Raw genomic sequence first — 23,281 nt, forward strand, 5'->3', positions numbered from 1 at the left:
CTTATATCCTGCCCCTCACTATTCCCAAGGTTCTGTCGGTTGTGTTCATCGAGCTCTCAGCATCCAAGCTGGATGCAACAGCTCTTATTGCATCTATATTTTCGGGAACCACAATGGCCTCTTGATGCACAGCCTGAGCTAAGTATACCCACTCTCCCTCTGAGTGAATTGACTCAACCCATACAACATTCTCATAGATGTTGTTCATCGGTCTGCCGAGATGTCTGCTTAGCTCGAACACATCTGATGTTGTGGTTATGCCATCCTCGCTTGAGACAAGCATGATCCTCCTCTCCTCAGATAGAGCATCCAATATCTCCTCCCTACTTACCTTTTTCCTGAGTTTTACATTTATTAAATGTAGATGTGCATGCGTAGTAGGTATCTTTATAGCTGTTGTGAATATGTTCAGGTTTTTCAGCACCGTCCTGACGTCCTCTCCATGGTGCGAAGGAGGCTTTATAGGATCGAACTCAATGTTGTCAATGATCCCCTCCTTCTTGTCTGCAGGATCAGCTGCTCTTCTTGCTATCGTTGCTATAATTCTCTCGACACCATACTCCCTCTCAAAGAACCAAGATATCCTAGATAGAGCTGTTGTATTGCAGGATGGAACCCTTATCATCCTCTTTCCTCTCGCTTCATCGTAGTTCACCTGAGCAACAACAGTGGCCTCAACTAAGTCCTTCTTCTCCCCTCCCTGAAATATTGCTACCCTTCCCTCCTTTTTGTACATCTCTGAGTTCGCTTTTCCGACACCTTTTGGTGTCGCATCAATGATTACATCGACTTCTCTGACCAAGTCCTCGATAAATCCATCAACTTTTATGCCAGCCTTCTTCCAGCTCTCAACAGAGTTCTCAGGAATGAAAATTTTCATTCCCCTTGAAATAGCAGTTTTTGCTTTGTAATCAGGGGTTGTTTTGGCTATTCCCACTAGCTCCATGTCAGGTTGTTTCATCACAGCTTCAGCTACTCTGGCTCCTATGGTTCCATATCCCACAACACCAATTTTAATGGGCACGCTTCGATCCCTCCCTCAGGGCATCCAATGCCGGAAGGGGCATGCCAGCCAAGCTATAAAGTGTTGCACCACCAGCTGTATAGATTCTTGAGTTCTTCATGTCGAGCATCCTAGCAGCAGAGCTGAGGTGGCCTCCACAGAACACAAACTCCCCTTTCATGTCCTTTGCTGCTTTTATAAGCTCCATTGTCCCATATCTGAACTCAGGATCCTCAAATATCCCCATGGGGCCGTTTGCTATCACAAGATCCGAATCTGCCATTCTCTCCTTGTATATCTCAACAGTGCCAGGTCCTATATCAACTATCTTTGCATCCTTCGGCACCGAATAAACTGGAACTATGTTCTTCTTCCCATTCTGCGTCACAACAAAGTCAACTGGATAGAAAACTCTGTCCTTATAGCTGGATAAAAGCTCCTTAGCGGCAGGCAGAAGTATATCCAGATCATCTATTATCTCAGCTGATTTTCCAGCACTGTGACCTGCAGCCATTGCAAGAAGTATTCCAAGAAGGCCGCCAGACAGAACTTCATCCACTTTCCCATGCCTCAATGCATAAATAGAGACCTTTAACTTGTCCTCCACCTTAGATCCTCCTAGAAGAAAAACTCTTTTTCCCTTTATCGAATCTATCTCCCAGAGCTCCTTCAGCATTCTTTCCATAAGTCTTCCTGCAGCAGATGGTTTTATGTAGGGAAATGCGACAAGAGATGGATGACCTCTGTGTATTGTCTGAAATGCATCGTTCACATATACATCAAAGAGAGGACCGAGCCTCCTCACAAAATGGGTCCTGAGCAGCTTATCTACGCTCAGTTCCTCGTTTTCCTCGGATATTATCCTCAGATTCTCGAGCATTATCACTTCTCCTGGTTTCATCGAGCTTATTCTATCCCTTACCCACTTGGACATCACATCATCGACGTGCTCGACATTTATGCCCGAGAACTCAGATAGATACTTCGCATGCTGTTCTGTTGATATAAAATCAGAGCTGCCCGGCCTACCCTGATGAGTTGCGACTACAACAGAGGATCCGGCTGAAACTATCTCTTTTAGGGTATCAACGGCATCCTTAAACTTCTCTGTATCCAGTATCTCTCCATTTTTTCCCACAGGAACATTCAGATCAACCCTCAAAAAGACCCTTTTGCCCGATACATCTATATCATCAAGGGTTGGTATGTCCTTGATGGGCATCTTATCCCTAGTTTAATGGCTGTTAAAGTATCAATAAAAAATTTTTTCCATATTTATATATTAGTTAGCTAGTGCTAGGTCTTAGGATCACTTGCTTGCTATCGCACCCTCCAGCGCTTTTCCACAACTGCATGACCTGGTCAGTGGTATTAGCTCCACAGTTCTAGCCACTACATCTCTCAAATTCTTCAAATTCCTCTCATATATCTCAGCAACTTCATCATGAGTTAGCTTTCTGCTCCCCTGAACTCCAGCAGCATAGTTTGTGACGAGACACAAAGTGGCATAGCACATAGCCAGTTCTCTGGCTAGAACAGCTTCAGGAACTCCTGTCATCCCAACTATGTCCCCGCCAAGGAAGGAGAAAGCTTTTATTTCAGCAGGGGTCTCAAACCTGTTTCCCTCTGTTACCACGTACACCCCTCTATCAACGAACTTCACACCAGCTTCGCTGAGAGATTGAAGAATAGCAGACCTTATCTCCGGGCAGTATGGATCTGGAGTCATGGATACATGAACTACTCCCCTCAGAATCCTCCCATCCACCATAATCTCGGTCTTTCCATCGTAAAATGTGCTATCTCTGTTCTTTGTGAAGTCGATGAAATCATGTGGGACGACAAAAGTCCCCGGTTCAATAGATGGGTTTATTGCACCAACAGCATTAGTTGCCACAACTCTTTCCACTCCTATCTGTTTCAAGGCATATAAATTGGCCTTATAATTCACCTTAGATGGGGGTATCTCATGTCTTCTTCCGTGTCTGGCAATAAAAGCCACTTCCACATCCCTTACTTTCCCCACTTCCAAGATGACATTCCCAAATGGAGTTTCTACCTCTCTCTGCTCCGGATTCTCAAATAGAGAGTAGAATCCGCTTCCTCCAATTATCGCAACTCTTGGCATGAGCACACCTCCTGCTCTTATAAGGGTAGCTCAACATTTATATTTGCATCTAGCTACATTGAGACAGACAGGTTGTGCGCTAATGGAGGTGATGTCTAATGGCCATAGCCAATATAGGAGGTAGACCTGTCCTTATCCTCAAGGAGGGTACTACTAGGACTAAGGGTGAGGAAGCTAGAAGGATAAACATGGAGGCAGCAAAGGCAATAGCTGACATAATAAAGACATCTCTAGGACCCAAGGGAATGGATAAAATGATAGTGGACTCCCTAGGAGATATAACAGTCAGCAATGATGGAGCCACAATACTCCAAGAGATGGAAGTGGCCCATCCAGCCGCAAAGTTGATGGTGAATCTCGCTAAAGCTCAGGATAAGGAGGCTGGAGATGGAACCACGACAGCCGTTGTCCTTGCAGGTGAGCTCATTGAGAAGGCAGAGGATCTGCTCAACAAGGATATACACCCAACTATAATAATAGATGGGTTTGAGAAAGCCCTTAAATATGCTCAAGAGGAGCTGGACAATCTGGCAACAAAAGTGAACCCCGATGATAAGGAATGGCTCATAAAGGTTGCTACAACAGCAATGGCCAGCAAGATGATAAGAGGAGAGAAGGAGTTCTTGGCTAGAATAGCTGTTGAATCAGTCCTATCTGTGGCAGAGGAGCACAATGGAAAGAAAGTTGTTGACATAGACAATGTCAAGATAATGAAGAAGAAGGGAAAGAGCCTCTCTGAGACCGAGTATGTGAAGGGGATAGTACTGGACAAGGAGGTAGTCCACAGGAACATGCCAAGAAGAGTTGAAAATGCAAAAATAGCCCTGCTAAACGTGTCATTAGAGGTCAAAAAGCCGGAGATAGATGTTGAAGTTCAGGTATCCAGTCCTCAGGAACTTAGAGGCTTTATAGAGCAGGAGACAAAGATGCTCCAGGAGAAGGTGGAGAAGATAGCTGCATCCGGGGCCAATGTGGTTTTCTGCCAGAAGGGAATAGATGAAGTTGCCCAGCACTTCCTAGCAAAGCGTGGAATTCTTGCAGCTAGGAGAATAAGCGAGAAAGATATGACAAGGCTGGAGAAGGCAACTGGTGGTAGGATAATAAGCAATCTTGATGATCTAACACCAGAGAGCCTTGGATATGCCGGTCTAGTTGAGGAGCGCAAGGTTGGAGATGACAGGATGATATTCGTGGAGAACTGCAAGAACCCAAAGGCTGTGACAATACTTCTCAGGGCTGGAGCTGACACCATACTGGATGAAGCAGAGAGAGGGCTTAAGGATGCCCTATATGTGACAAGAAATGTCGTCGAGGATGGAAAAGTGCTCTGGGGAGGAGGAGCTGTACAGCAAGCGCTGGCAATAAGGCTGAGAAGGTATGCTGAGAAGGTTGGAGGGAAGGATCAACTCGCAATTGAGGCATTTGCGGATGCTCTTGAGAGCATACCTAGGATATTGGCAGAAAACGCTGGAATGGACTCTGTTGACGCTATAGTTAGGCTGAGAAAGGAGCATTCAGAGGGAAGAATATCCTATGGAATAGATCCAATAGCCGGGGATATAGCAGACATGGCAAAGCTCAACGTTGTTGACACATACAGAGCTGTGAGAAATGCTCTAGCAGCTGCTACAGAGACTGCTACACTGATAATAAAGACTGATGACATAATATCAGCAAAGCCATACGAGAAGGAGGAGAAGAAGGAGAAGGGAGAAAAGGAGAAAGAAGAGGAGAAGGGCTTCGGAAAGGAATCTGAGTTCTAAGGAGGTAATAGCCTGAGAAAAGATGCTCTTCTTCTCGACTTACTTCTATTTTTATTTTTTGTTGTAATTCTATTTATTATTCTGTCCCCAAAGGATAGGATGTTCGACATAAGAGGTAGTGTCACAGGCGCTTCTGCCACTTACTACAGGCTTGTGTCAAACAATATCAGCGTTCTGGCGAGTGTTTCTGTTGCAAGAGTTGAGGGAGGATATCTGAATGCAACAGGGAAAATAGTGTACGCAACGGATAGCTTCATCGTATTCTATGATATTCCAAGAGGTAACACATTTTTGATAGGACAGGACTTCACGAACCCAGCTGTTTCCGCAATTCCTGTGAGGATAACTTATAGAGTATCTGAGGACGATGGCTTCAGAAAGTTCTTCATTAGAATTCCGGATGGAGACGCTGGAAATATGCTGTCCATGGCCAGAGCTGCATGTAACTCGATAAAAACACTGGAGAAGGCCTGCTATCTGACAGGTATCATAGATGTATGGTATAAGTCCAACTCCTCAGTGGCATCCAGCCTTATAAACAGCCTAGCTGTCAAGGATATTCAGGGCATATTCGACATAGAGACCGTTGGAAATGAGATAACGCTTAAGATAAGGTCTGCTTCACTGGACGGAGTGGTTATGTTTCTATCGGATCTGAACAAAATGTTAGCCCAACAGGGAATAGAAGTTAGGGGGATATATGCTGTAGAAACCTCTGAGATAATAATCGAGAGAGGAGTGGGAAGCAACGATGCCATTTCAGTTATAAGAAATCTGGGGCTGGAGGTAGTTGGGGTTCAGGAGAGGTGTTGATCTTGAAACACATTCTTCTGGACATCCTTGTGATAGCACTTCTGTTCTCCTCTGCTTACTATATTTTTTCTCTGAGAAAGTCATATGCCTATGAAGGATCTATGGCAGATGGCCTTGCAGCAGCATACATAGCTAACTACTATAGAGCTAGAGGATCGAGCTTCTTGGCCTATGTTCACGGGGTTTCAAACGAAGGGATGCCGGTTGATATAGTCGGAAGAGTAGTGGACTCGACTAGGGCGACAATAGTTATATACTCTGGAAATAGGACGTTCAGCATATATTCAGATGGACAGAAGGTGAAGGAGCCGTTTTTCAAGGACATAAATCCATTTTACATACAGATGAAGTCTAATAGGGAGCTGAGAAATGTATTGGTAAAAATAAATCCAATAAATGGAGATCTACATGATCTAGAAAAAATATGCAAGAACATAAACTCGGTTCTGGATCATGCAGGTCTCAGAGTGGAGATTATAACATTGAACTTTTATCTTTTCAACTCCGACTTTATGAATAGGATAAAATCAGGAGAAGTTCCGATTCAGCTGATTCTATATGAGATAAATACAGCTGGCATGGGAAGGGCATCTCTGGTCACCTCTGTGCTTAATCCATATTATCTCAGCATTCAAGACATGCCATTAAATAGAATCGGAGATCTAGATGGAATTCTGAGACCTTGGATGGGAGAAAGAGCTTTTATCTCTGAGATAGAGGTGAGAATAGTGCTCAGCAGTGTTCCAACTCAGGAGCAGATATCTTATATAATAAAAGCAGTTGGAGCTATTCATGAAGTCAGGTATGTAAAAGTCGTATCCGAATTCTGGTGATCGGATGAAAAGCATAGTTCTTCTCATTTTATCTGGAATCTACTGGATATTCGTCAAGCTTGGTGAATATCTCTTCAAATTCCTCAGCTCATTTCATAGAGAGAGCAAGGAGATAACGCAAGTATTTGAGAGGTTATCGAAGATCTCTGATAATCTGATGCCAGCTTATGAGGGGAGCATCTTGCTGAAACCATTTAGGCCTTTCGTTAGAAGATATGGTCTTCTCTCCCACTATCTCTTGGTGCCTCTTCTCACAGCAGCATATATAGTGCTTGCCCTGATGAGCTCTGTCCCGTTCCCCTTTCTCTACAGTTTAGTGGAGGGAATAATCCTCTGGATAATAGCAGTGATGATCTACTGCTTTTCCTCAATGATTGCAGAAGATCTATCCAAAAGGCTGGATCCAAGGAAGGTGAATGACTTAGAGATAGCTTATTTCTCACTTCCACTGCTTTTAGCAGGAATAATAATTTTAATATACAATTACATGAATATAGGCTCTCTACCCGTCCTCAGCCCAGAACTTAGAAGCCATAACGTGGTCTGGATGATTGGCTATGACCTTTATCTGATCGGGATATCCCTTTTTACCTCTTCTCTTGTCTCCTTATATCTATCTGGAAGGGTGAGCAAATCCTTCCTCTATGAATACTCTGCAATAGCAATCCTTCTCACTGTAATAGTGACATTTCCATCCGGATTCAGGCTGGATGTTTTCACTGCCCTAGTTCCGATAATAACAGTTCTTTGGTTCAGGAGGATAGTGAAAGCAAGGCATATAATTCTGTACTTGCTGCTTCCCCTCTTTCTCATATTCGTTGGTCAGAAGTATATACTTATGTTAAGAGCTGGAGCTCAGACGGATATCTGGTACATCTTGGTCAGCAGAGCTGGCTTCACCCTCTATTCCCTCAGCTTGATAATAAGGAGCTTTGGTCCATGGGGAATAAGCTACGGAGAGATTCTCTTTCTTAACCCGATACTGACAATACTTGGCATTCCAAGGCTTCTAATAGGACCTTTTCTCGGCAGTGTGATAGTGGGAATACCTTCATCATACACAAGCACTTTCATAGGCCCCATATGGGTGGACTTCGGAATAATTGGCCTAATTCTCCTGCCTCTGATATTCGGCAGTATTACTGGTGCATATTACAGCTTGGCTGTAAGAGGAAGCAGTGTTTCCCTAGCTCTGTACTCAATACTGCTATCCTGCATGCTCGTCTGGATAGAGTCCGGACCCGTTCATCCATATCTCTACATTCCCTTCTTTCTCACAGTCTTGCTAATTCCTCTGATCTCCAGGAGGAGGTCCGTTGGAGATTAAGGAGGTAGTGATACATCCAGCTCTAATCCCCTCCGTGATCCCTTCTCTTGTCGCCCTTGTATCCCTATTAAGAGGAGATCTCTCCACATTTCTAGTTGAGATTGTTGGTATTATCTCACTTTTTCTTGGAATTATTGCTGGACAGAGAATTGAGGACAGGGTTGCATCTGCAATCTCCTTTTTTCTGCTTCTTCTTCTATCCTTAGTGATTCTTTCAAGCTTCTCCATAGCTGGATACATATCAGCCTTTATTTCAGTTTTTCTAATCATTCTATTGGTAAGACTCGAGCTCACCTCTTCGGACAGGGACATGCTCCTTCTATCCCTTCTTGCCCTGATTCTGGGGGGATCCCTTGTTCTCTATGCCTTTTCAACAGGATACCCTCCAAAGTGGAGATCTGATGTCCAGATACCTTTGACTCTCTCGCTGGGGCTTGCTCTTATCTTCATATCATATCCGAGGGCACTTCATCTGATGTATGGTAAGAAAGGCCTCATATTAACTCTTATAACATCGATTTTGGCATTCATGAGCGGATTCAGAGCAGATATAATCTTCATACTAGTGGAATTTTTTGTCATATGCCTTGTCAAGGGGAGATATAAGGAGCTATCAACAGCCCTTCCCATTTTCCTCATCCTCCTCCTGATCTACGGAATCCTGAGGCCGGAGGCATATGATCTCTTGAAGAGAGTGGAGTCGATCTCATTATACTTAGGAAATATTGTTAAATATTCAATTCCGTGGGGAATAGCCCGGCATCCTCTTTGGGTTTTCACGACAAGAGTTCATCCATCCCAGTTCATAGGAAGGGCCTTCTTCGGGAGGAGCACGGGGATAACCCTCACTCTTTTCGGAAATATGGTGTTCGATGCAGGGCTTCCTGAGCTTCTCCTCCTCTCCTTCTTAATAGGGATTGCTGGGGGCCATATATATTCAAGAAGGAATTCTTACCCGTATGATTATGCGATCTATTTAGCTATAATGACAGTCAGCTCGGATACAGGGCTTACACAGCTTTTTCTTCTGATGATACCAGCTCTTATGCTCCATGAATCCCTTCTCTCGTGTAGAAAGATATTCTGTGGAAAGAAATTTTAAAAGCTGGAGAGTTATGTTTAAGTAGCGATAGCTCTAGGAAGTCTCATGCCGTTCTACTACCATGGTCCCATTGCTCTCAAAGGAAGAAGTGAGACAGGGAAAGCAATAAAACTTAACAGAAAGAAGAGAAAGATGGAACTAGGTAGAGAGCCAGCTATGACATCTATAGGAGAGAGAAAGCTCAAGAAAATCAGAGCTAAAGGAGGAAATGAGAAGTTCAGGCTTCTTCAGGACAATGAAGTTAACTTAGTCGTTGGAAAGGGCATCGTTAAGAAAGCGAAGCTTATAGACGTCGTGGAGAATCCATCTGATATAAAGCTCAGCAGAAAGAAGGTGATAACAAAGGGAACCATAATCAAAACAGATCTAGGAAAAGCTGTAATAACAAGCAGACCCGGTCAGGATGGTGTGCTAAATGCAATATTGATAGAGGAGAAGGCAAGTTGAGAGAGAGAAACTACAAGATACTATATCCTGTTTATTTTGATGCCAAGGCAACTAGATCTGAAGGAAGAAGGGTTCCATTAAACTTGGCTGTGAAAAGACCTAAGGCAGATGATATACTAATTGCTCTAAGAAAAATGGGAATTAAAGCTGAGATATCGGGTGAAAGTCATCCCTCAAGGTGGTTTAGAAGGGAGGGAAGGGTGATAGCAGAGACAAATATGAAGAAGACTTATCTCATAAGAGAGGTTGCGAAGAAATTGAAGGAGGCATATACTTGAGGAAAATAGGAAGGATAGAGAAAGTTACTAGATCAAGAAACTTTCTAGTGAAAGCTGAAGGGATTATATTCTCGGATCCGAAGGATGCTCCAGTTATATCAGAGGATCTGAGAATGCTGGGGATTGTGAGAGATGTCATAGGACCGGCTGATTCCCCATATCTCCTCGTCAAGATCCTAGTTCCACTAGATAAGGCCTCAGAGTTCGTGGGGAAAGAGGTTTACATGCCTTCATCGAAGAAGGAGTGGAGAACACTGTCAGAGAAGATCAGGAGAGAATTCTGATCATTTCCGCAAGGTTTGCATCAGTCTTAATTGCCTTTGGTTCTGCGTGAGATCTTGATGCAGAAAAACCTCTTTCTCTGAGCTTTTCCACAACCTTATTCACTCCTGGAGAGCTTATTCTGAGCTTTCTTGATATCAGATCTAGATCGTGGTAAAATGGGATGTCAATCTCATCTGCCAAGCTCTTCAGGATTTTCCTAGACTCCTCTGAGGGAACGCACTCCATTATTCTACTAATGAATTCTTTATTTTTGTATGATCCTATCCAGACAGGTCCCATAAGCCTCATCCTTGATCCACATAATTCACATGTTATCCTTCCAGGTGGCTCTACAGCCCTTGTTGTGCTCCAGTTTCCGCACTCACAGTAATTGACCCATCCTAAGTTCTCCTCTATTACCTTTCTGAACTCAAGAGCCCCCCTCTCTATCAGAAAGTAAGCCCTAACATAGTGAAGATGAGAGTAAGCGAGGAGTGGTATGGCAAGCAGATCCTTAAGAGTTGCTTCCATCAAGATGAAGTATATGAGAGCTCTTATCCCGAACTCCTTGTGAAAGTGGGTCCTAGTTCCAGACACCCTGTAATATCTGAAGAGCTTCAAAGGATAAACTCCGAAGAGAGGAGCTGTATCAGTAGCTGTGACAGCTAATATTCCCCCTCTTCTCACTATTCTCAGGGAATCCCTTGTATATGGAGCCGGAGAGCCAAAGGGATCCAGATCCACATACCAGAACTTGATGCCAATTTCCATTAGCTCAGATGTCAGCATGCCTGCATCCTTGCAGGTAACCTTAACTCTATCTTCCACATTATTTAACGCTACATTTTTTCTTATTATATGAGCTGCTACTGGATTTTTATCGTTTGCCCACACTCTATCCACATCGCTCTCCACAGCCCACCTTATTGATCTAACGCCTGTGGCAGCCATCAGATCTATTGATGCGGATTTTCCATCTTTTCTGAGAATTCTGTTTACAGCAACTGAGATATCTCTGTTCACCTTCATGTCAGGGTTATAGAATACTTCCGCCTTTGTGTAGGATATTCCCCTCTTACTTAGCTCCTCCAGGTCCGTTGCGTAAAACGACACCTCTCCCTCCTTATAGAGTGCCAGCTTTATCTCATAGGACAACATGACACCTACTTCTTTACTAAAATTATTGCATGTTTCTGATCATAGGGAGAGAGATCCACCTGTTGTATTGGATTGTACCCGCTTTGCATGAGCTTCTCCTGAACCATTCTGTAAACCTTCTTTGGAGGAGCTGTCACATCTATGCTGCTGGCCTTTACAGCTATCATTGCATATCCCCCTTTTTTCAGGAATAAATCGGCATTTCTTATGAGTATTTCAGCTTCATCTCTCTGGGCTACATCTGTGTAAATTACATCAACCTCCTCCACAATATCCACGTAGCTTTCCACATCCCTAGCTGATGCAAGTATTGGTATTATGTTCCTTCTAGCCTCGGAAACAGGGAGAAGATCCCTTAGAACTCTCTGAGATACTTCAACTCCATATATAATACCTTCATTTCCAATTATATCACTAAAATGAGATGCTGTTGTTCCAGATGCTATTCCTAAATATAAAATCTTTGTCCCAGGTCTTATTGGAAAGGTCCTCAAGCCATTTATTATTGCTGCAGCAGGCTTAGATCTCCTCGGATCCCATATCCTGTATTCCTCTCCCCCAATTATTCTAACGGTTTCATCATAGCTTCTGAAGCCGGGAACGATGTTCTTAGTTGCTAGAATCCTCTTCCCTCCTTGATCTATCCAGTACACTCCCTTGAACTTATCATGTTCTACAACTTTCACTCAACCACCTCTGAGCTTTGCAAGCCTCTCATCTATCTCCTCCCTCAGCTTCTTGCCGATTGACCTATCGGATCCGTATGCATCCACTCTGGCAGCAATTGATATCTTAGTGGCCAACAATCTTGCTATCTTTCCTCTTAACTTCTTTGGCGCACTTCTTACCTCCTTTGCTTGGAAAAGAATTCCATGTTTAGGAGGCTTCGTCCCCTTTGTCATGTGAAGGAATATGGCCTTGTGAGCACCCAGTATCTGTATCGTGCTCGCTGGAAGTTGAGCCAGCTTATCAAGTCCTCCCGCCATTGTTATAAGTCTTGCTCCTAGCAGAGGACCCGCTACATCGGAAAGATTTGGTGCAATCTCCCTCATCAGCCCCTCTATATATCTCTCCACTCTCTCCCTCGTCTCGAAAAGCTCATTTAAAACAGATATTACATCTCTTATCTCTCCCTTAACCCCTATCCCGAGGGTCTTCTTCATAGCTTCAGATAACCTGCTGACAACTTCATCTGGAAGACCGGCCCTCAGAAGATCATCCTTTCCACCATCCCCTGCTATTGCCATAGCCGCTCTGACAAATAGCTCATGGTCTTCAACTATGGAATCTAGCTCAGGCATATAGATGGAGAACCACTCCCTTACCGCTGGCATCAATATGTTTAGGGACTTGTTCAAGTGATCCAAGTAATCCACAGCTTTCATCACGAGGAGATCTTTCCTTGAAAGCTCCTTCTTTATTTGCATCCTTGCAAGACTCAGAGATATGTCTACAAGCAGGTTTCTAAGCTCTTCTTTCTCTTTCCCGGATATAATCGACATTATTTCTCTTTTCTTCCTCCTAAGAACGACAAATGGATCCATATTAGGCGCTACTTTAGTGTTTATCCCAGGGAACTCCCCAAGAATTACATCCCTTAGACTAGATGACTCTAAATAAAGAGTATCTATGTTTTTTATCCACCTGGAGATCAGATCCCTCAGCTCATCAACAATCTCCCCCGATCTGATCGAATGAAGCCTCTTAGCTGCATCCTCCGGATCATCAGGAAATCTTGAGAAGTCTATGAGCTCCCCTCTCTCATCCAGCATGCATATACCAACAGGGGTTATGGAGAGAAAGAGATCCATTTAGTCACCGTCAGGCTGGGTTCTGGCCTGCCTTCCTTCCGAGCACAAATCTCTTTCTGAAAATGCTCTTTATCCTCACTCTTGGTACAGGGCTTCTTCTTGGTCTTCTCTCAACTTTAGGGGTCAGGGATCTGACCTTTCCAGCTTTGTTCAGGGCACCGTGAGTACCTCTGGGCATACCTTATCACCATCTTCTTCATCCAAGTGGGATAATTAAACTTTGTGAGAGCACTATTGGAATTATTAAAAGTTTCAGTCTTCATAGAATAAGCTAACCTGTCTGTAGTTTACCGTGTCCACCAGTCCTCTGTCCGTTATTCTAAGCTCCGGAAGAACATCCAAGGCCAAGAGAGACATTGTCATGAAAGGAGAAACCCACTTGCATCCTCTTTCTCTCCATAGATTGTAGGTCCTCTCAAGCTGATCGGCCACAATTTCAGGCTCCTCTGTGGACATCAATCCGGCAAGTGGGAGCTTCACCAACGACAGGATCCTGCCCTCATCTACTGAGATTATCCCTCCCCCAACCTCAGCCAGAGTATTGGCAGCTAAAGCCATGTCCTCATCCCTGAGGCCAAGGATCAGTAGGTTGTGAGTGTCATGTGCTATTGTGGATGCTACAGCTCCTAACTTGAATCCAAATCCCATGACAAAGCCAAGTCCTATGTTGCCAGTTCCCTTATGCCTTTCGACAACAGCCACCTTGTATATATTCCTCCTCTCATCGGGAAGGACAAGGTTGTCTCTGACATCTAGCTCTTCCACTCTGCTTTTCGTGAGGACATTCCCTTCAAGAGCTTCTATGACCCTTACTTTAACTTTACCCTCTTTTACAGAAGTTTTTATCTCAAAATCCTCCTTTTTAAGCTTCCTCCCTACTTTAACAGTTTTGAGAAATCTCTCTTCATAGCTCGGAGGTATCAACTTTGTGACAAGCTTTCCCTCTCTTGCTACAACTTTTCCATCTGTTATTACCACATCCACCTCGACCTTGCTCAGGCTTTTCAATATGAGAATATCTGCGTATCTTCCAGGAGCAACGCTCCCTATATCCCTAGCTAGACCATAGTGCTCTGCTGGATTGATTGTAGCCATCTGAATAGCTTTTATTGGATCAACACCCTCCTCTATTGCCCTTCTGACTACATGATCCATTTGTCCCTGCTTTAGTATTGAGTCAACTTCCCTGTCATCAGTTACAAGACAGGCATGCCTTGAGTCAAGCTTGGCCTCTGTTATTGCCTTCACGGTTTCGGCTACGTCAAGCCAAGCAGAGCCTTCTCTCATATACGCATACATGCCCAACCTCAGCCTTTCAACAGCATCTATCTTGCGAGTTAGCTCATGGGAGGAGGATATCCCTGCCGCTGCATATGCAGCTAATTCTCTTCCCAGCAGACCGGCATCATGTCCCTCAACTATTTTCCCCAGTTTGTGAGCTGCATTTATCTTCTCAAAAACTTCCTTATCCAGATTAAGCACACCAGGATAGTTCATCATCTCCCCTAAGGCGATTACTCCGTCCCATTTCAGCATTTCTTCCACTTCTCTTGGGCCCAGATAAGCCCCGGATGTCTCAAACATAGGGTTTGCTGGCACGCATGAGGGAGCTGTTACAAAGACCTTAAGAGGAAGATCTGCTGCCTCATTAAGCATAAGTTTTACACCATCCAAGCCCAGCACATTTGCGATCTCGTGAGGATCTATGAACACAGTTGTAGTACCCCTTGGAAGCACGGCTTTTGCAAAATTGGTCAAGCACAGCATGCTGCTCTCCACATGGACATGAGCATCAATAAAGCCTGGAACTACATACTTTCCTTTTGCATCGATTACAACAGTATTTGGGCCTATTGTATGCTCGACATCTCCCACTATTGCCACTCTATCTCCCTTTATTGCAACTCCCCAGCCCTCCAATACCTCGCCCGAGTTCACATTAACAAAGTTGCTGTTCAATACAACTAAATCGGCCTTCTCAATTCCCAATGCAACCTTTACCAAAAGGCCAGATATTTCCCAGATCTTGCTTCTTCCCATAGTTATCCCGTTGTCAGATAGTTATTTATAACATTATCTGTTCCATATCTGATAGCAACTATCCGTTACCATCCTCGTAGATGGCTTTAATGAGTGACAGGACCCCCATCCTGAGATAGTGCCCATTTAATGCTACTTCCCATCACATGTCGGGCACAAGAGACAGATCTTTCAACTATAAATTTATCATTGTGAGTATGCACATAAGAGTTAAAGGACTTTTGGAAGCTTCTGATGAACCCTAAGAAGATCTCAGTTTACTGAGGATTAACATTATTTAAACTTATGTAGAAACTTGAAAAATCATAAAAAGTAGTTCAGGAAGTCCTGTAGTTGATTGAGAAAGCCATGTCGGACAGCTCATGATTCATAAACAGGCAATCCAACTATTATGTTATGCCTGTTTCTGATCACCCTTACCCTCACCTGACTTCCAACTGGTATGTTGGATGCATTTATCACAGTTATTGTCCTGTTTCTAGCCCTTCCCAGAGCCTCATCTGCTCTCATTCCTGGAGCAATTATATCCACGTATACAGTTTCTCCTACCGAAAATGGAACCTTGATCTGCCTTGAGTAGTGTATTCCAAAGTCCTCTGGTCCCAGCACAAGCTTTACTCCGAACTCCTTCTCCCAATTTTTAAGTGCCTCATAAAACTTTTTCCAAGACATAGGCTTGACTCCAGCATTTCTTCCTCTTTTGTACAGCTCGTACTTCTGTATTCCAAGAGGAGGCCACCTTTTCCCCGCTCCTATTGAAAGTGCAAACTCTATTATCTTAGGAATTTCCTCATCATTTATGCCGGGAACCCAAACAGGAGCTACCAAAAGATCGATTGCGCTTTCGGCTATAGTTTTAGCTGCTTTTATTATTTTATCTATTTTAAGCCACTGAGAACCTGAGAGATATCTGGCCTTTCCCTCTTCTAGGGAATCTATGCTCAGATTTATCCTATCAACTCCAGCTTTTTCTAGATTTTTTATCAGATTATCTGTTAGCAGGGCACCATGAGTCTGAATTGATATCACTTTTACTTCAGGAATCTCTCTTATATCTCCAACTAACTTTGGGAGATCCTTGTAGGTGAGAGGATCCCCCACTGTATCTATATGTGCTTCTATATCGTCATCCCCTTTGAACTTCACCACTCTTTCAAACTCCCTTATCAGATATTCCTCCTCTACTATGTACTCAGCCTTTCTTCTTGACTTAGGACCTGCATCTGTGGAGCAGAATATGCAAGAGAGAGGACATGTTGATATAGGCCTAACTTGAATTAGATTAGTCCCTCTGTCTATTAAGCCAAATGCTATCGAGCCAATTAATGGAATACCTGAGCTTGAGGATATCTTAACTATCTTTCTCGTCGCCAATAAGCTCTTTCACCCTTTTTCTTATCTCCTCCTCGCTTTCGTCTACTTCAACTAGCTGATATTCATTATAGCCTCTTTTTCTGACAGGCCTCTCTATGTTCATTCCCTTAAGCCTTATACACCTTCTGGTCGGATGCATCTCAACCTCAACAACTGCCCTAGCTATGCTCTCAGCTGTGGCCTCTTGAAGCACTATCACAGCATCCTTTAGGACAAGAAACATTCTCTTATGTATATGTCCCTCTGGAGTGCAGATTATCAATTCCTCCACATCAGAGTTCCTCACGTTCATGATCCTTCTTTTAAGAGCTCTTATAAGATCCTTTGTCGATCTAGTCACATTAGTCAAGTCCGAGTCTAAGCCAAACCAACTCACATCAGAGACATCACTTCCAGCAGAGGGAGTTCCGCCTAGCAAATCACAAAGATAATCTATTATAACATAGTGGTATCTCACCCTGTCCAGCTCATCCTTCTCAACAACTTCTGAAACCCAGATAGGATACAGCGGCTTTACATCAACTCCTAGCTCCTCCTTTGCCTCTCTGACAACAGCTTCCTCTAATCTCTCTCCTTCCTCCACAACACCTCCTGGAATAGACCATAGACCTGCTCCAGGAGGATTTTTCCTCCTTGCCAGAAGGATTTTGCCATTGCTCAGCAAAACAACCCCGACAGCAACCATTGGGTGCTTAGGATACTCCCTTTGTGATTTCTCCATACAACTCCGGCCTCCTGTCTGACCAGAGATCGTTTCTTTCTGTTATCTTCTTGTTTCTAGCTTCAGATGGATCTATTTCTACAACTGCTACATGTTCCCCTCTTTCAGGAGCTCTTGCAAGAATCTCCATCTTTGGACTTGTTATTTGGCTCATCCCAGTGAATTTCAACCTTTTCTCACCTGATACATCCTCTCCGCTTCTGTTCGCAGTTATCGTGAATACCCTGTTCTCAATGGATCTAGCTAGCATTGCAGTTTGGGCATAAGGGAGGACTAGATTCGCAGGATGCGCTATTATCTCGGCACCTTTCAGAGCTAACACCCTGCATGCCTCAGGAAATATCCAATCAAAGCAGATCATGATGCCAACTTTCATGCCAGATAGATTGAACACATTAAACCCGGTATCCCCTGGGGAGAAAAGAAGTTTCTCGTCGAGAAATAGATGGCTCTTTCTGTAGACCCCGGCTATATCTCCATTTTCCTTTATAGCGACAGCAGAGTTATAGAATGTTTTTCCAGCTTTCTCCGGAAATCCAGCCACAATAGAACAGGAAAGCTCTGATGAAAGTCTTTCCAGAAATTTTATTGTTATTCCTCCGGATATCTCTTCAGAGAGTTTCTCTAGCTCTCTAACTGATGTGAAAAGATATCCAGTGCTGAAAAGCTCTGGAAAAACAAGCAAGTCCGCTTCTAGATCTCTCAAAAGAAGGGAGACTCTTTCCAGATTTCCCTCAACATCGCCAAATTTGGGCTCATTTTGCACATATCCAACTTTTTTCATATGAGATTAGACAGAAGAAGCTTATAATTGTTCTGATAGCGTTTTCCTAAATTTCTCTAGGATCAACAACTATTATCTATCATAAGCAGTTAAGAATTTAAATTCCAGTTAAGCCACTACAGGGGATTTAGTTGTATAGAAGAGCCCTTTTAGTTGGAAGATTTCAGCCACTTCACTGGGGTCACATCCACTGCTTTAAGTATGTTCTTGAGAGAGCATCGGAGCTTGTCATAGGGATAGGCAGCTCCCAGCACTCCAATACCGAGAGAAATCCCCTTTCAACAGCTGAGAGATATGAGATGATAGTGAGAACACTGAGAAGGGAGGGTTTTCCTATGGAGAGAATATCAATAGTTCCAATACCTGATACGGAGAGACCTGAGGAGAACTGGGGAATGATAGTGCTGGAGAGAATCCCAAGGATAGATATAGCTTTTTCAAATGATCCCGAGACTGTGAAGTGCCTGTCAGAAGTCGGGATTCGTGTGGAGGGAATACCATTCCACAAAAGGAAGCTCTATGAGGCAACAAAGATAAGAAAAAAGATATTACAAGGAGACAACTCTTGGAGAGACCTTGTTCCAGAAGAAGTCGCCAAATTTCTCGATGAGATAAAGTTTGAGGAGAGGCTTAAATCCATAATCTCCTGAGTCATGTAGTTTTTATCCTAAGGCTTCCTCTTCTCACTGCATCTATTACAGCTCTTCCAGCCGGACTCTTCTTCGCTAGATTTATCCTTCCTCTCTCATCAGTTCTAATCGTGATTATCTCTTCATCTCCTGAGTAGAGAGTAACTTCTGTGTTCGCCATCTCCCTTCCAAGAGAGAGAACTATAGAGTTTTTCCTCTTTATGATGTGATATCCCACCTCTTCTTCCTCCAGCGGTACTATTCCCTCACTCTCTCTAACAGGCATTATCACAGTCTCCTCACCAAATGTGTATATCTCATATTCCTGCTTTCCTGTCTCAAAATTGGTCACAAGAACGACAGGTCTTGCAAGAGTTCTATCCTTCATACCCCTTGGAAGCTTAACCACAATCCTGAGGCTGTACACTTTCTCTATTCTTCCATCCTTTATGAATATTATTGTATCCACTATATGAGGAAGTGCCCCGAGATCAACCCTGCCAAGAAACCTCTGAACAGCTTCTATGGGGCTTCCACAGTGGACAACACCCACCATTCCAACACCAGCAAGCCTCATGTCAGCATATATCAGGAAGTCCTCGGATGTTCTCATCTCATCGAATATTGCATAATCAGGTCTAACCAAGAGCAGAAGGCTTGCCGTTTTCTCGAATGATCCCTCGAGCTTTCCGTACTGCGTTATCTCAGGTCCGACAAAGAGATCTCTTGGTGATTCAAGGGTCTTAACTATCTTTCCCTTTCTCATGTAAAACTCAGCAAGAGCACTTGCAAAAGTAGTCTTGCCGGCTCCAGGAGGACCTGCTATTATCACACCCTCTGCTTTTTCAGAAAGCCTTTTCTTCAGTTTTTCACTCAGCGAATAATCCTCCAATGTCACTTTTACCAGAGGTCTTACTGCTGTTATCTCTATGCCATCGGAGAAGGGAGGCATTGCCACTAGAATCCTGTACTCTCCCATCTGCACCAGATGAGCTTCCCTCGTCCTCACTTCCAGCATTGCATCCGGACTGAACTTTGCATATTCCAGCACTTCGTATGCGAGCTTTCTCATCTCCTCCTCCGTCATGGGCTCCTCTCTGAGCTTTACCAAGACGAAGTTTCCAGGTCTTCCCTTCTTTGCCAGCGGAGGAACTCCCTCCTTCAGGTGAATGCTCATCACATCCTCCTGAAAGAACCCTATTATCGAAGGCTTCTCCACTCCAGTGGGACCCAGATACCTCACATTTATCCCCCTAGAGTGTAACCCCATTGCCCTAACTGCATCTCCTGTGAGTACAACTGCATTGAACTTCTTGCTCAGCTCCACTATCCCGTCTATACCTTTTCCTGTGGAATCCTCCACTCTTAACTTATCCCCCAACAATTCCTTCAGTTTTAGAAGGGAACTCATGCCCTTAAGGGCCATTTTGTCCCCTTTTTCTGCACTTCTCTCCATTTTCCTCAAGATGCTAGCAGGTATTATTATTTCTCCTTCAGCATATTTTTCCAAGTCTTTCTGAATGAGGTCATAGAGCAGCACGCTCTCGTCAGCTACATATACCTCTCCCATCCACCTCTCCACTGGTACAGGATGGACAAACATAAAAATAGTTGTGCTTCACAAATTCCCTGTGGAGAAGGCAGTCTTCATAAAGATAGGAGGATCCCTTATAACGGATAAAAAGAGTGGAGCTCTTACAGTTAAAGAAAAGATAATATCAGATATAGGAGCTGATCTAGCAGATATCATAGAGGAGAGAAGGGTTATCTTGGCAAATGGGGCTGGATCATTCGGGCATCCAGTAGTAAAACGCTATGGAATTGACAAGAACGGAATGAATGCCGGCGGAATATCTAAGGTCTGCTCATCAGTGGATCATTTGAACAGGGTTATCGTGAGATCCCTTGTTGAAATGGGAATTCCTGCTGTATCCTTCCCCCCAAGATCCTTTGTCTACAGAGATTCTGGTGGAAACTTTGTCCTCTTTAAAGAGCCTATTGCAAACATGCTGAAGATTGGAGTTGTGCCAGTTGCCTATGGAGATCTGATTTTCGATGAGAGAAAGGGCTCCTCTGTGATATCAGGAGATGATATACCTCTCTTAATCTCAGATCTGATAGATACTGCAGTCTTTCTAATAGACATGCCTGGAATCATTAACGAAAGAGGAGAAGTTGTGAGAAGGATGGATGAGAGACATATCGACATATTGAAAGAAGATCATGAAGTAGATGTCACTGGAGGCATCCTTAGCAAGGTAAAAAAGGGGTTCTTACTAAGAAAAATAGGTATAAGGGTTATTATATCGGGATTTTCTAAAAAAGGCGATATTAAATCCGCTTTAAGAGGAGAATTGGGCACAGAGCTTATTCCATGAGCTCCTCCAAGAAGAGCTTCTTGTGAGCCACAAATATGTATACGTTTTGCGGAACTGTAAGTTCTTGCATAACCCTCTCTGCTATGGCCCTAGCCGGATCCTTCAGGCCTGTCCTGTTCTTTATGTCTTCAAAGCTTTTGAAAGGCTCCTTCGCCCTCTCCTCTAGAATTTTCTGCACCATCTTTTTCCCCACTCCTGGCAGAAGCTCAAGCTGATGAAACTTAGGAGTTATTGGAAGGCTTTCGTTGAAAAACTGAACAAAAAACTGCTCCTCTTCTCTAACAGCCCTCTCGACGGTGTCCTCAAGTACCATTCTAGCCTGCTCGCTTAGCTCCTCATGCGATAGATATCTCACGAACTTGCTCACCTCCTGCCTTAATCCCTTCCCGACATATACCCTGCTTCCCTGTCTCACCTCTGCATTTGGCCTCAGCATAAATTCCATTAATATAAAATATCTGCTCCCAATGAGCTGTACTTTTCTCTGGTACTCATCTATTGATAGCACGTATGCAAACATATCATGGGGGATTTTTCTACCGGATAGCTTCCACATTTCACTGCACCACTTCTAGATGAAAAAGGAATATTGTTAAAGTTAACTGTTGATCTTTTTTCTGATGCTCTCCAGTAGCTTTGCTATGCCCTCATATTCCTTTTCCCCAAGCAGAGGGTATCCCCTGTATAGATAGGCCATTATCTCATCCTTCTTCTCCGGTGCTATGTCCACGAGCATTATTGCGTCCTCTTCCTTTATGCCATAATCTTCCACCAACCTCTTAACAGCTTCTCTTGCCTCTTTTGCGGAGCTAACTTTGTCATACTTGGATAAATACTCGAACAGCTTTCTCTGGTCTATTATAAGTGAGGACAAGTTCTCGCTCCATCTGCTATATACAAGCTCCTTGACCTCACTTATTGTGATAGGGGTCTTCTTTATCACATCCGGCATAAGCAGCACCTATTCTTTATGCTCCTTAAGATGAACTGGGTTCACTATCAGCCTTTTCACCTTATCTCCTAGTTTTACATCAACTATGAAGGCTCTTCCTCTCTTTCCAGCAACAATACCAACTTTTCCCTGATATCTCTTATGGGGCATCCCCTTTCTCACAGAAGGCTCAACATCTATTACCACCTTATCCCCCACATTGAACTCCTGAACAAATCTGTTTACTGGGGGCATTCCCTTCTCTCTGGGGGCCTTGCTCAAGAACCCCCTAGATCTACTGAGAAATCCCCTAGATCTGTTACCCATATTCATCACCTAAAATATCTATAACATCAAGCTCCTTACATGTGGATTCTCTTCCGAGCAGGGACGAGATGCTTGGCCTCGTCCTACCATTATCTCCGCTTACAAGCTCCTTAATATATAAACCCCCTTCACACTCAACTATAGCTTCAAAACTATTAATATCATATTTAATTATATTGAATTTGAACACCTTTCTCCTTCTCTCTATATCCGCTCTCCTTCTGAGAACTCTGGTGGGGGTTCTCTGACTTATAACACAATTGGATAGCCTTTCTTCAAGCATCTTAACCTCTGTCTCACTCAGGTTATTGACCTCAACTCTCATTCTATATACTTTTCTAGACCTAGCTTCCTTGAGAAGCACTATCTCCTGCCTATTTGAATATCTAAGTCCTATTACCTCTATTTTTCCCATATTCTCCTCATTTATAATTTTTTCAAGTTGACTCAGATCTGCCTTTCTTTTTTTAGGATCGACTAGCTCCATGACAAAAGGCCTTCCGGGACCAAGCATTCTGACATCGATATCTTCTCTACCAGATGCATGTATGTGGTATTCTGATGCGAGAAAGGCTTTTTTAAGGATATCCCCCACCATTTTCTCCACAGATGGATATTTATAGCCTGTCCAGTTGCATTTCTCACATCCCACTCCGTTGCATTGCGGACATATCCACCTAGATTGAGATATCCCTCTCTCCAGCTTTCTGTATCTGCCATAAATATATACAGGCTTCACTTGAATGCTCACATCAGCTCTGTTAAAATCGAATATAACTGTCACATCCGGATCCTCCTCATCAACTACAACACCTATCCTTGAGGAGAGGATCTCATCTAGATGTCTTGATACAGTTAACTTCACCGACTCTGCATCAGATAACCCATATCTAGACCTTATTCTGTCCAGTCTCTCTATTACAATTGGTGGAACAACAACTCCTGCCTTTATTGTGCTGAACTCGTAATCCTTCAGCATTGAAAGAGCTTTTGAGAGAATTTGATCAATTTTATCCTCAAAAAGATTCTCACATGAGTAACATGGTCTTCCTCTTCTGCCAAATAATTTGAGAAGGGAGAGACCCCTTATCCATCCTGGAATCCTTGTGGATGATCCATAGAGCGAGCCAGAGCAGAACATACAGAGCTCAAGTTCATCAAGCACAAAAG

26 protein-coding genes are annotated in these 23,281 nt (G+C 43.5%); 10 read left to right on the forward strand and 16 right to left on the reverse strand.

Annotated features, from left to right (window positions below; genetic code table 11):
- Position 1: 1 nt before the first annotated feature.
- The 3 genes from D6D85_RS03970 to mtnP form a co-directional block, all read right to left on the reverse strand.
- A complete protein-coding gene (locus tag D6D85_RS03970; RefSeq protein ID WP_125670779.1) occupies positions 2-1,024 on the reverse strand; it encodes a type II glyceraldehyde-3-phosphate dehydrogenase in 1,023 nt (340 codons plus the stop codon).
- Positions 1,014-2,225 (reverse strand): phosphoglycerate kinase, encoded by a 1,212-nt coding sequence (locus tag D6D85_RS03975; RefSeq protein ID WP_125670780.1) that lies wholly within the window; start codon positions 2,223-2,225, stop codon positions 1,014-1,016. The genes D6D85_RS03970 and D6D85_RS03975 overlap by 11 nt, the downstream gene beginning before the upstream one ends.
- An 87-nt stretch (positions 2,226-2,312) precedes the next feature.
- Entirely contained in the window at positions 2,313-3,131 is an 819-nt protein-coding gene (gene mtnP / locus D6D85_RS03980; protein ID WP_125670781.1) for an S-methyl-5'-thioadenosine phosphorylase, read from the reverse strand.
- Positions 3,132-3,235: 104 nt separating this feature from the next.
- Here mtnP and thsB point away from each other — a divergent pair, with 104 nt between their 5' ends.
- The 8 genes from thsB to D6D85_RS04020 all read left to right on the forward strand — a co-directional run bounded on the left by thsB (position 3,236) and on the right by D6D85_RS04020 (position 9,978).
- Positions 3,236-4,894 (forward strand): thermosome subunit beta, encoded by a 1,659-nt coding sequence (thsB, locus tag D6D85_RS03985; protein WP_125670922.1) that lies wholly within the window; start codon positions 3,236-3,238, stop codon positions 4,892-4,894.
- Positions 4,895-4,993: 99 nt separating this feature from the next.
- On the forward strand, positions 4,994-5,707 hold the full coding sequence (locus D6D85_RS03990) for a hypothetical protein (protein ID WP_125670782.1): 714 nt from the start codon (positions 4,994-4,996) through the stop codon (positions 5,705-5,707).
- A 2-nt stretch (positions 5,708-5,709) separates the two neighbouring features.
- Positions 5,710-6,540 carry a hypothetical protein gene (locus D6D85_RS03995; protein ID WP_125670783.1) on the forward strand — a complete coding sequence of 277 codons (831 nt, stop codon included), beginning with the start codon at positions 5,710-5,712 and terminating at the stop codon, positions 6,538-6,540.
- Between the two features lie 4 nt (positions 6,541-6,544).
- Positions 6,545-7,867: a hypothetical protein gene (locus D6D85_RS04000; protein WP_125670784.1), complete on the forward strand. Its 1,323-nt coding sequence runs from the start codon at positions 6,545-6,547 to the stop codon at positions 7,865-7,867.
- Positions 7,857-8,969 carry a hypothetical protein gene (locus D6D85_RS04005; RefSeq protein ID WP_125670785.1) on the forward strand — a complete coding sequence of 371 codons (1,113 nt, stop codon included), beginning with the start codon at positions 7,857-7,859 and terminating at the stop codon, positions 8,967-8,969. Before D6D85_RS04000 ends, D6D85_RS04005 begins: the two co-directional genes overlap by 11 nt.
- A gap of 45 nt (positions 8,970-9,014) precedes the next feature.
- Positions 9,015-9,416 carry a 30S ribosomal protein S8e gene (locus D6D85_RS04010; RefSeq protein WP_237558749.1) on the forward strand — a complete coding sequence of 134 codons (402 nt, stop codon included), beginning with the start codon at positions 9,015-9,017 and terminating at the stop codon, positions 9,414-9,416.
- Positions 9,413-9,694 (forward strand): signal recognition particle subunit SRP19/SEC65 family protein, encoded by a 282-nt coding sequence (locus tag D6D85_RS04015; RefSeq protein WP_161969679.1) that lies wholly within the window; start codon positions 9,413-9,415, stop codon positions 9,692-9,694. The genes D6D85_RS04010 and D6D85_RS04015 overlap by 4 nt, the downstream gene beginning before the upstream one ends.
- Positions 9,691-9,978 carry an H/ACA ribonucleoprotein complex subunit GAR1 gene (locus D6D85_RS04020; protein WP_125670787.1) on the forward strand — a complete coding sequence of 96 codons (288 nt, stop codon included), beginning with the start codon at positions 9,691-9,693 and terminating at the stop codon, positions 9,976-9,978. Before D6D85_RS04015 ends, D6D85_RS04020 begins: the two co-directional genes overlap by 4 nt.
- Here the strand turns inward: D6D85_RS04020 and D6D85_RS04025 are convergent.
- The 8 genes from D6D85_RS04025 to D6D85_RS04060 all read right to left on the reverse strand — a co-directional run bounded on the left by D6D85_RS04025 (position 9,962) and on the right by D6D85_RS04060 (position 17,846).
- Positions 9,962-11,113, reverse strand: a complete 1,152-nt coding sequence (locus D6D85_RS04025; protein ID WP_161969680.1) for a tRNA (guanine(26)-N(2))-dimethyltransferase — start codon at positions 11,111-11,113, stop codon at positions 9,962-9,964. The two genes, D6D85_RS04020 and D6D85_RS04025, sit on opposite strands and share 17 nt — an antisense overlap.
- Before the next feature lie 8 nt (positions 11,114-11,121).
- Positions 11,122-11,802, reverse strand: a complete 681-nt coding sequence (locus D6D85_RS04030; protein ID WP_125670789.1) for a fibrillarin-like rRNA/tRNA 2'-O-methyltransferase — start codon at positions 11,800-11,802, stop codon at positions 11,122-11,124.
- The gene (locus tag D6D85_RS04035) at positions 11,803-12,927 is read right to left on the reverse strand and encodes a hypothetical protein (protein WP_125670790.1); all 1,125 of its coding nucleotides are present in this window, start codon (positions 12,925-12,927) and stop codon (positions 11,803-11,805) included.
- Between the two features lie 10 nt (positions 12,928-12,937).
- A complete protein-coding gene (locus D6D85_RS04040; RefSeq protein WP_125670791.1) occupies positions 12,938-13,105 on the reverse strand; it encodes a 30S ribosomal protein S30e in 168 nt (55 codons plus the stop codon).
- 74 nt (positions 13,106-13,179) lie between these two features.
- The gene (ade, locus tag D6D85_RS04045) at positions 13,180-14,967 is read right to left on the reverse strand and encodes an adenine deaminase (protein ID WP_125670792.1); all 1,788 of its coding nucleotides are present in this window, start codon (positions 14,965-14,967) and stop codon (positions 13,180-13,182) included.
- 360 nt (positions 14,968-15,327) lie between these two features.
- On the reverse strand, positions 15,328-16,341 hold the full coding sequence (locus D6D85_RS04050; protein WP_125670793.1) for a radical SAM protein: 1,014 nt from the start codon (positions 16,339-16,341) through the stop codon (positions 15,328-15,330).
- Positions 16,319-17,062 (reverse strand): NUDIX hydrolase, encoded by a 744-nt coding sequence (locus D6D85_RS04055; protein WP_125670794.1) that lies wholly within the window; start codon positions 17,060-17,062, stop codon positions 16,319-16,321. The genes D6D85_RS04050 and D6D85_RS04055 overlap by 23 nt, the downstream gene beginning before the upstream one ends.
- Positions 17,034-17,846: a nitrilase-related carbon-nitrogen hydrolase gene (locus tag D6D85_RS04060; protein ID WP_125670795.1), complete on the reverse strand. Its 813-nt coding sequence runs from the start codon at positions 17,844-17,846 to the stop codon at positions 17,034-17,036. Before D6D85_RS04060 ends, D6D85_RS04055 begins: the two co-directional genes overlap by 29 nt.
- Positions 17,847-17,977: 131 nt before the next feature.
- Between D6D85_RS04060 and D6D85_RS04065 the strand changes: the two genes are divergently transcribed.
- Complete coding sequence (locus tag D6D85_RS04065) at positions 17,978-18,496, forward strand: nicotinamide-nucleotide adenylyltransferase (RefSeq protein ID WP_125670796.1); 519 nt, start codon at positions 17,978-17,980, stop codon at positions 18,494-18,496.
- A gap of 1 nt (position 18,497) precedes the next feature.
- Here the strand turns inward: D6D85_RS04065 and D6D85_RS04070 are convergent, their stop codons facing one another.
- Positions 18,498-20,045 (reverse strand): nSTAND3 domain-containing NTPase, encoded by a 1,548-nt coding sequence (locus D6D85_RS04070; RefSeq protein WP_161969681.1) that lies wholly within the window; start codon positions 20,043-20,045, stop codon positions 18,498-18,500.
- 61 nt (positions 20,046-20,106) lie between these two features.
- On the opposite strand from D6D85_RS04070, the gene D6D85_RS04075 reads away from it, so the two are divergent.
- Entirely contained in the window at positions 20,107-20,853 is a 747-nt protein-coding gene (locus tag D6D85_RS04075) for an isopentenyl phosphate kinase (protein WP_161969682.1), read from the forward strand.
- On the opposite strand, the gene D6D85_RS04080 is transcribed toward D6D85_RS04075, so the two are convergent.
- From D6D85_RS04080 to D6D85_RS04095, 4 genes are read right to left on the reverse strand one after another with little or no spacing between them, the layout of a single operon-like run.
- Complete coding sequence (locus tag D6D85_RS04080) at positions 20,843-21,409, reverse strand: DUF655 domain-containing protein (RefSeq protein WP_125670799.1); 567 nt, start codon at positions 21,407-21,409, stop codon at positions 20,843-20,845. The two genes, D6D85_RS04075 and D6D85_RS04080, sit on opposite strands and share 11 nt — an antisense overlap.
- Before the next feature lie 42 nt (positions 21,410-21,451).
- Positions 21,452-21,805, reverse strand: a complete 354-nt coding sequence (locus D6D85_RS04085; RefSeq protein ID WP_125670800.1) for a hypothetical protein — start codon at positions 21,803-21,805, stop codon at positions 21,452-21,454.
- Positions 21,806-21,814: 9 nt separating this feature from the next.
- Positions 21,815-22,111, reverse strand: a complete 297-nt coding sequence (locus D6D85_RS04090; RefSeq protein ID WP_125670801.1) for a 50S ribosomal protein L21e — start codon at positions 22,109-22,111, stop codon at positions 21,815-21,817.
- A complete protein-coding gene (locus D6D85_RS04095) occupies positions 22,104-23,276 on the reverse strand; it encodes a tRNA pseudouridine(54/55) synthase Pus10 (protein WP_237558754.1) in 1,173 nt (390 codons plus the stop codon). Before D6D85_RS04095 ends, D6D85_RS04090 begins: the two co-directional genes overlap by 8 nt.
- Between the last annotated feature and the right edge of the window lie 5 nt (positions 23,277-23,281).

The sequence above is a fragment of the Candidatus Methanodesulfokora washburnensis genome (genome assembly GCF_003947435.1).
GTDB classification, from domain to species: domain Archaea; phylum Korarchaeota; class Korarchaeia; order Korarchaeales; family Korarchaeaceae; genus Methanodesulfokora; species Methanodesulfokora washburnensis.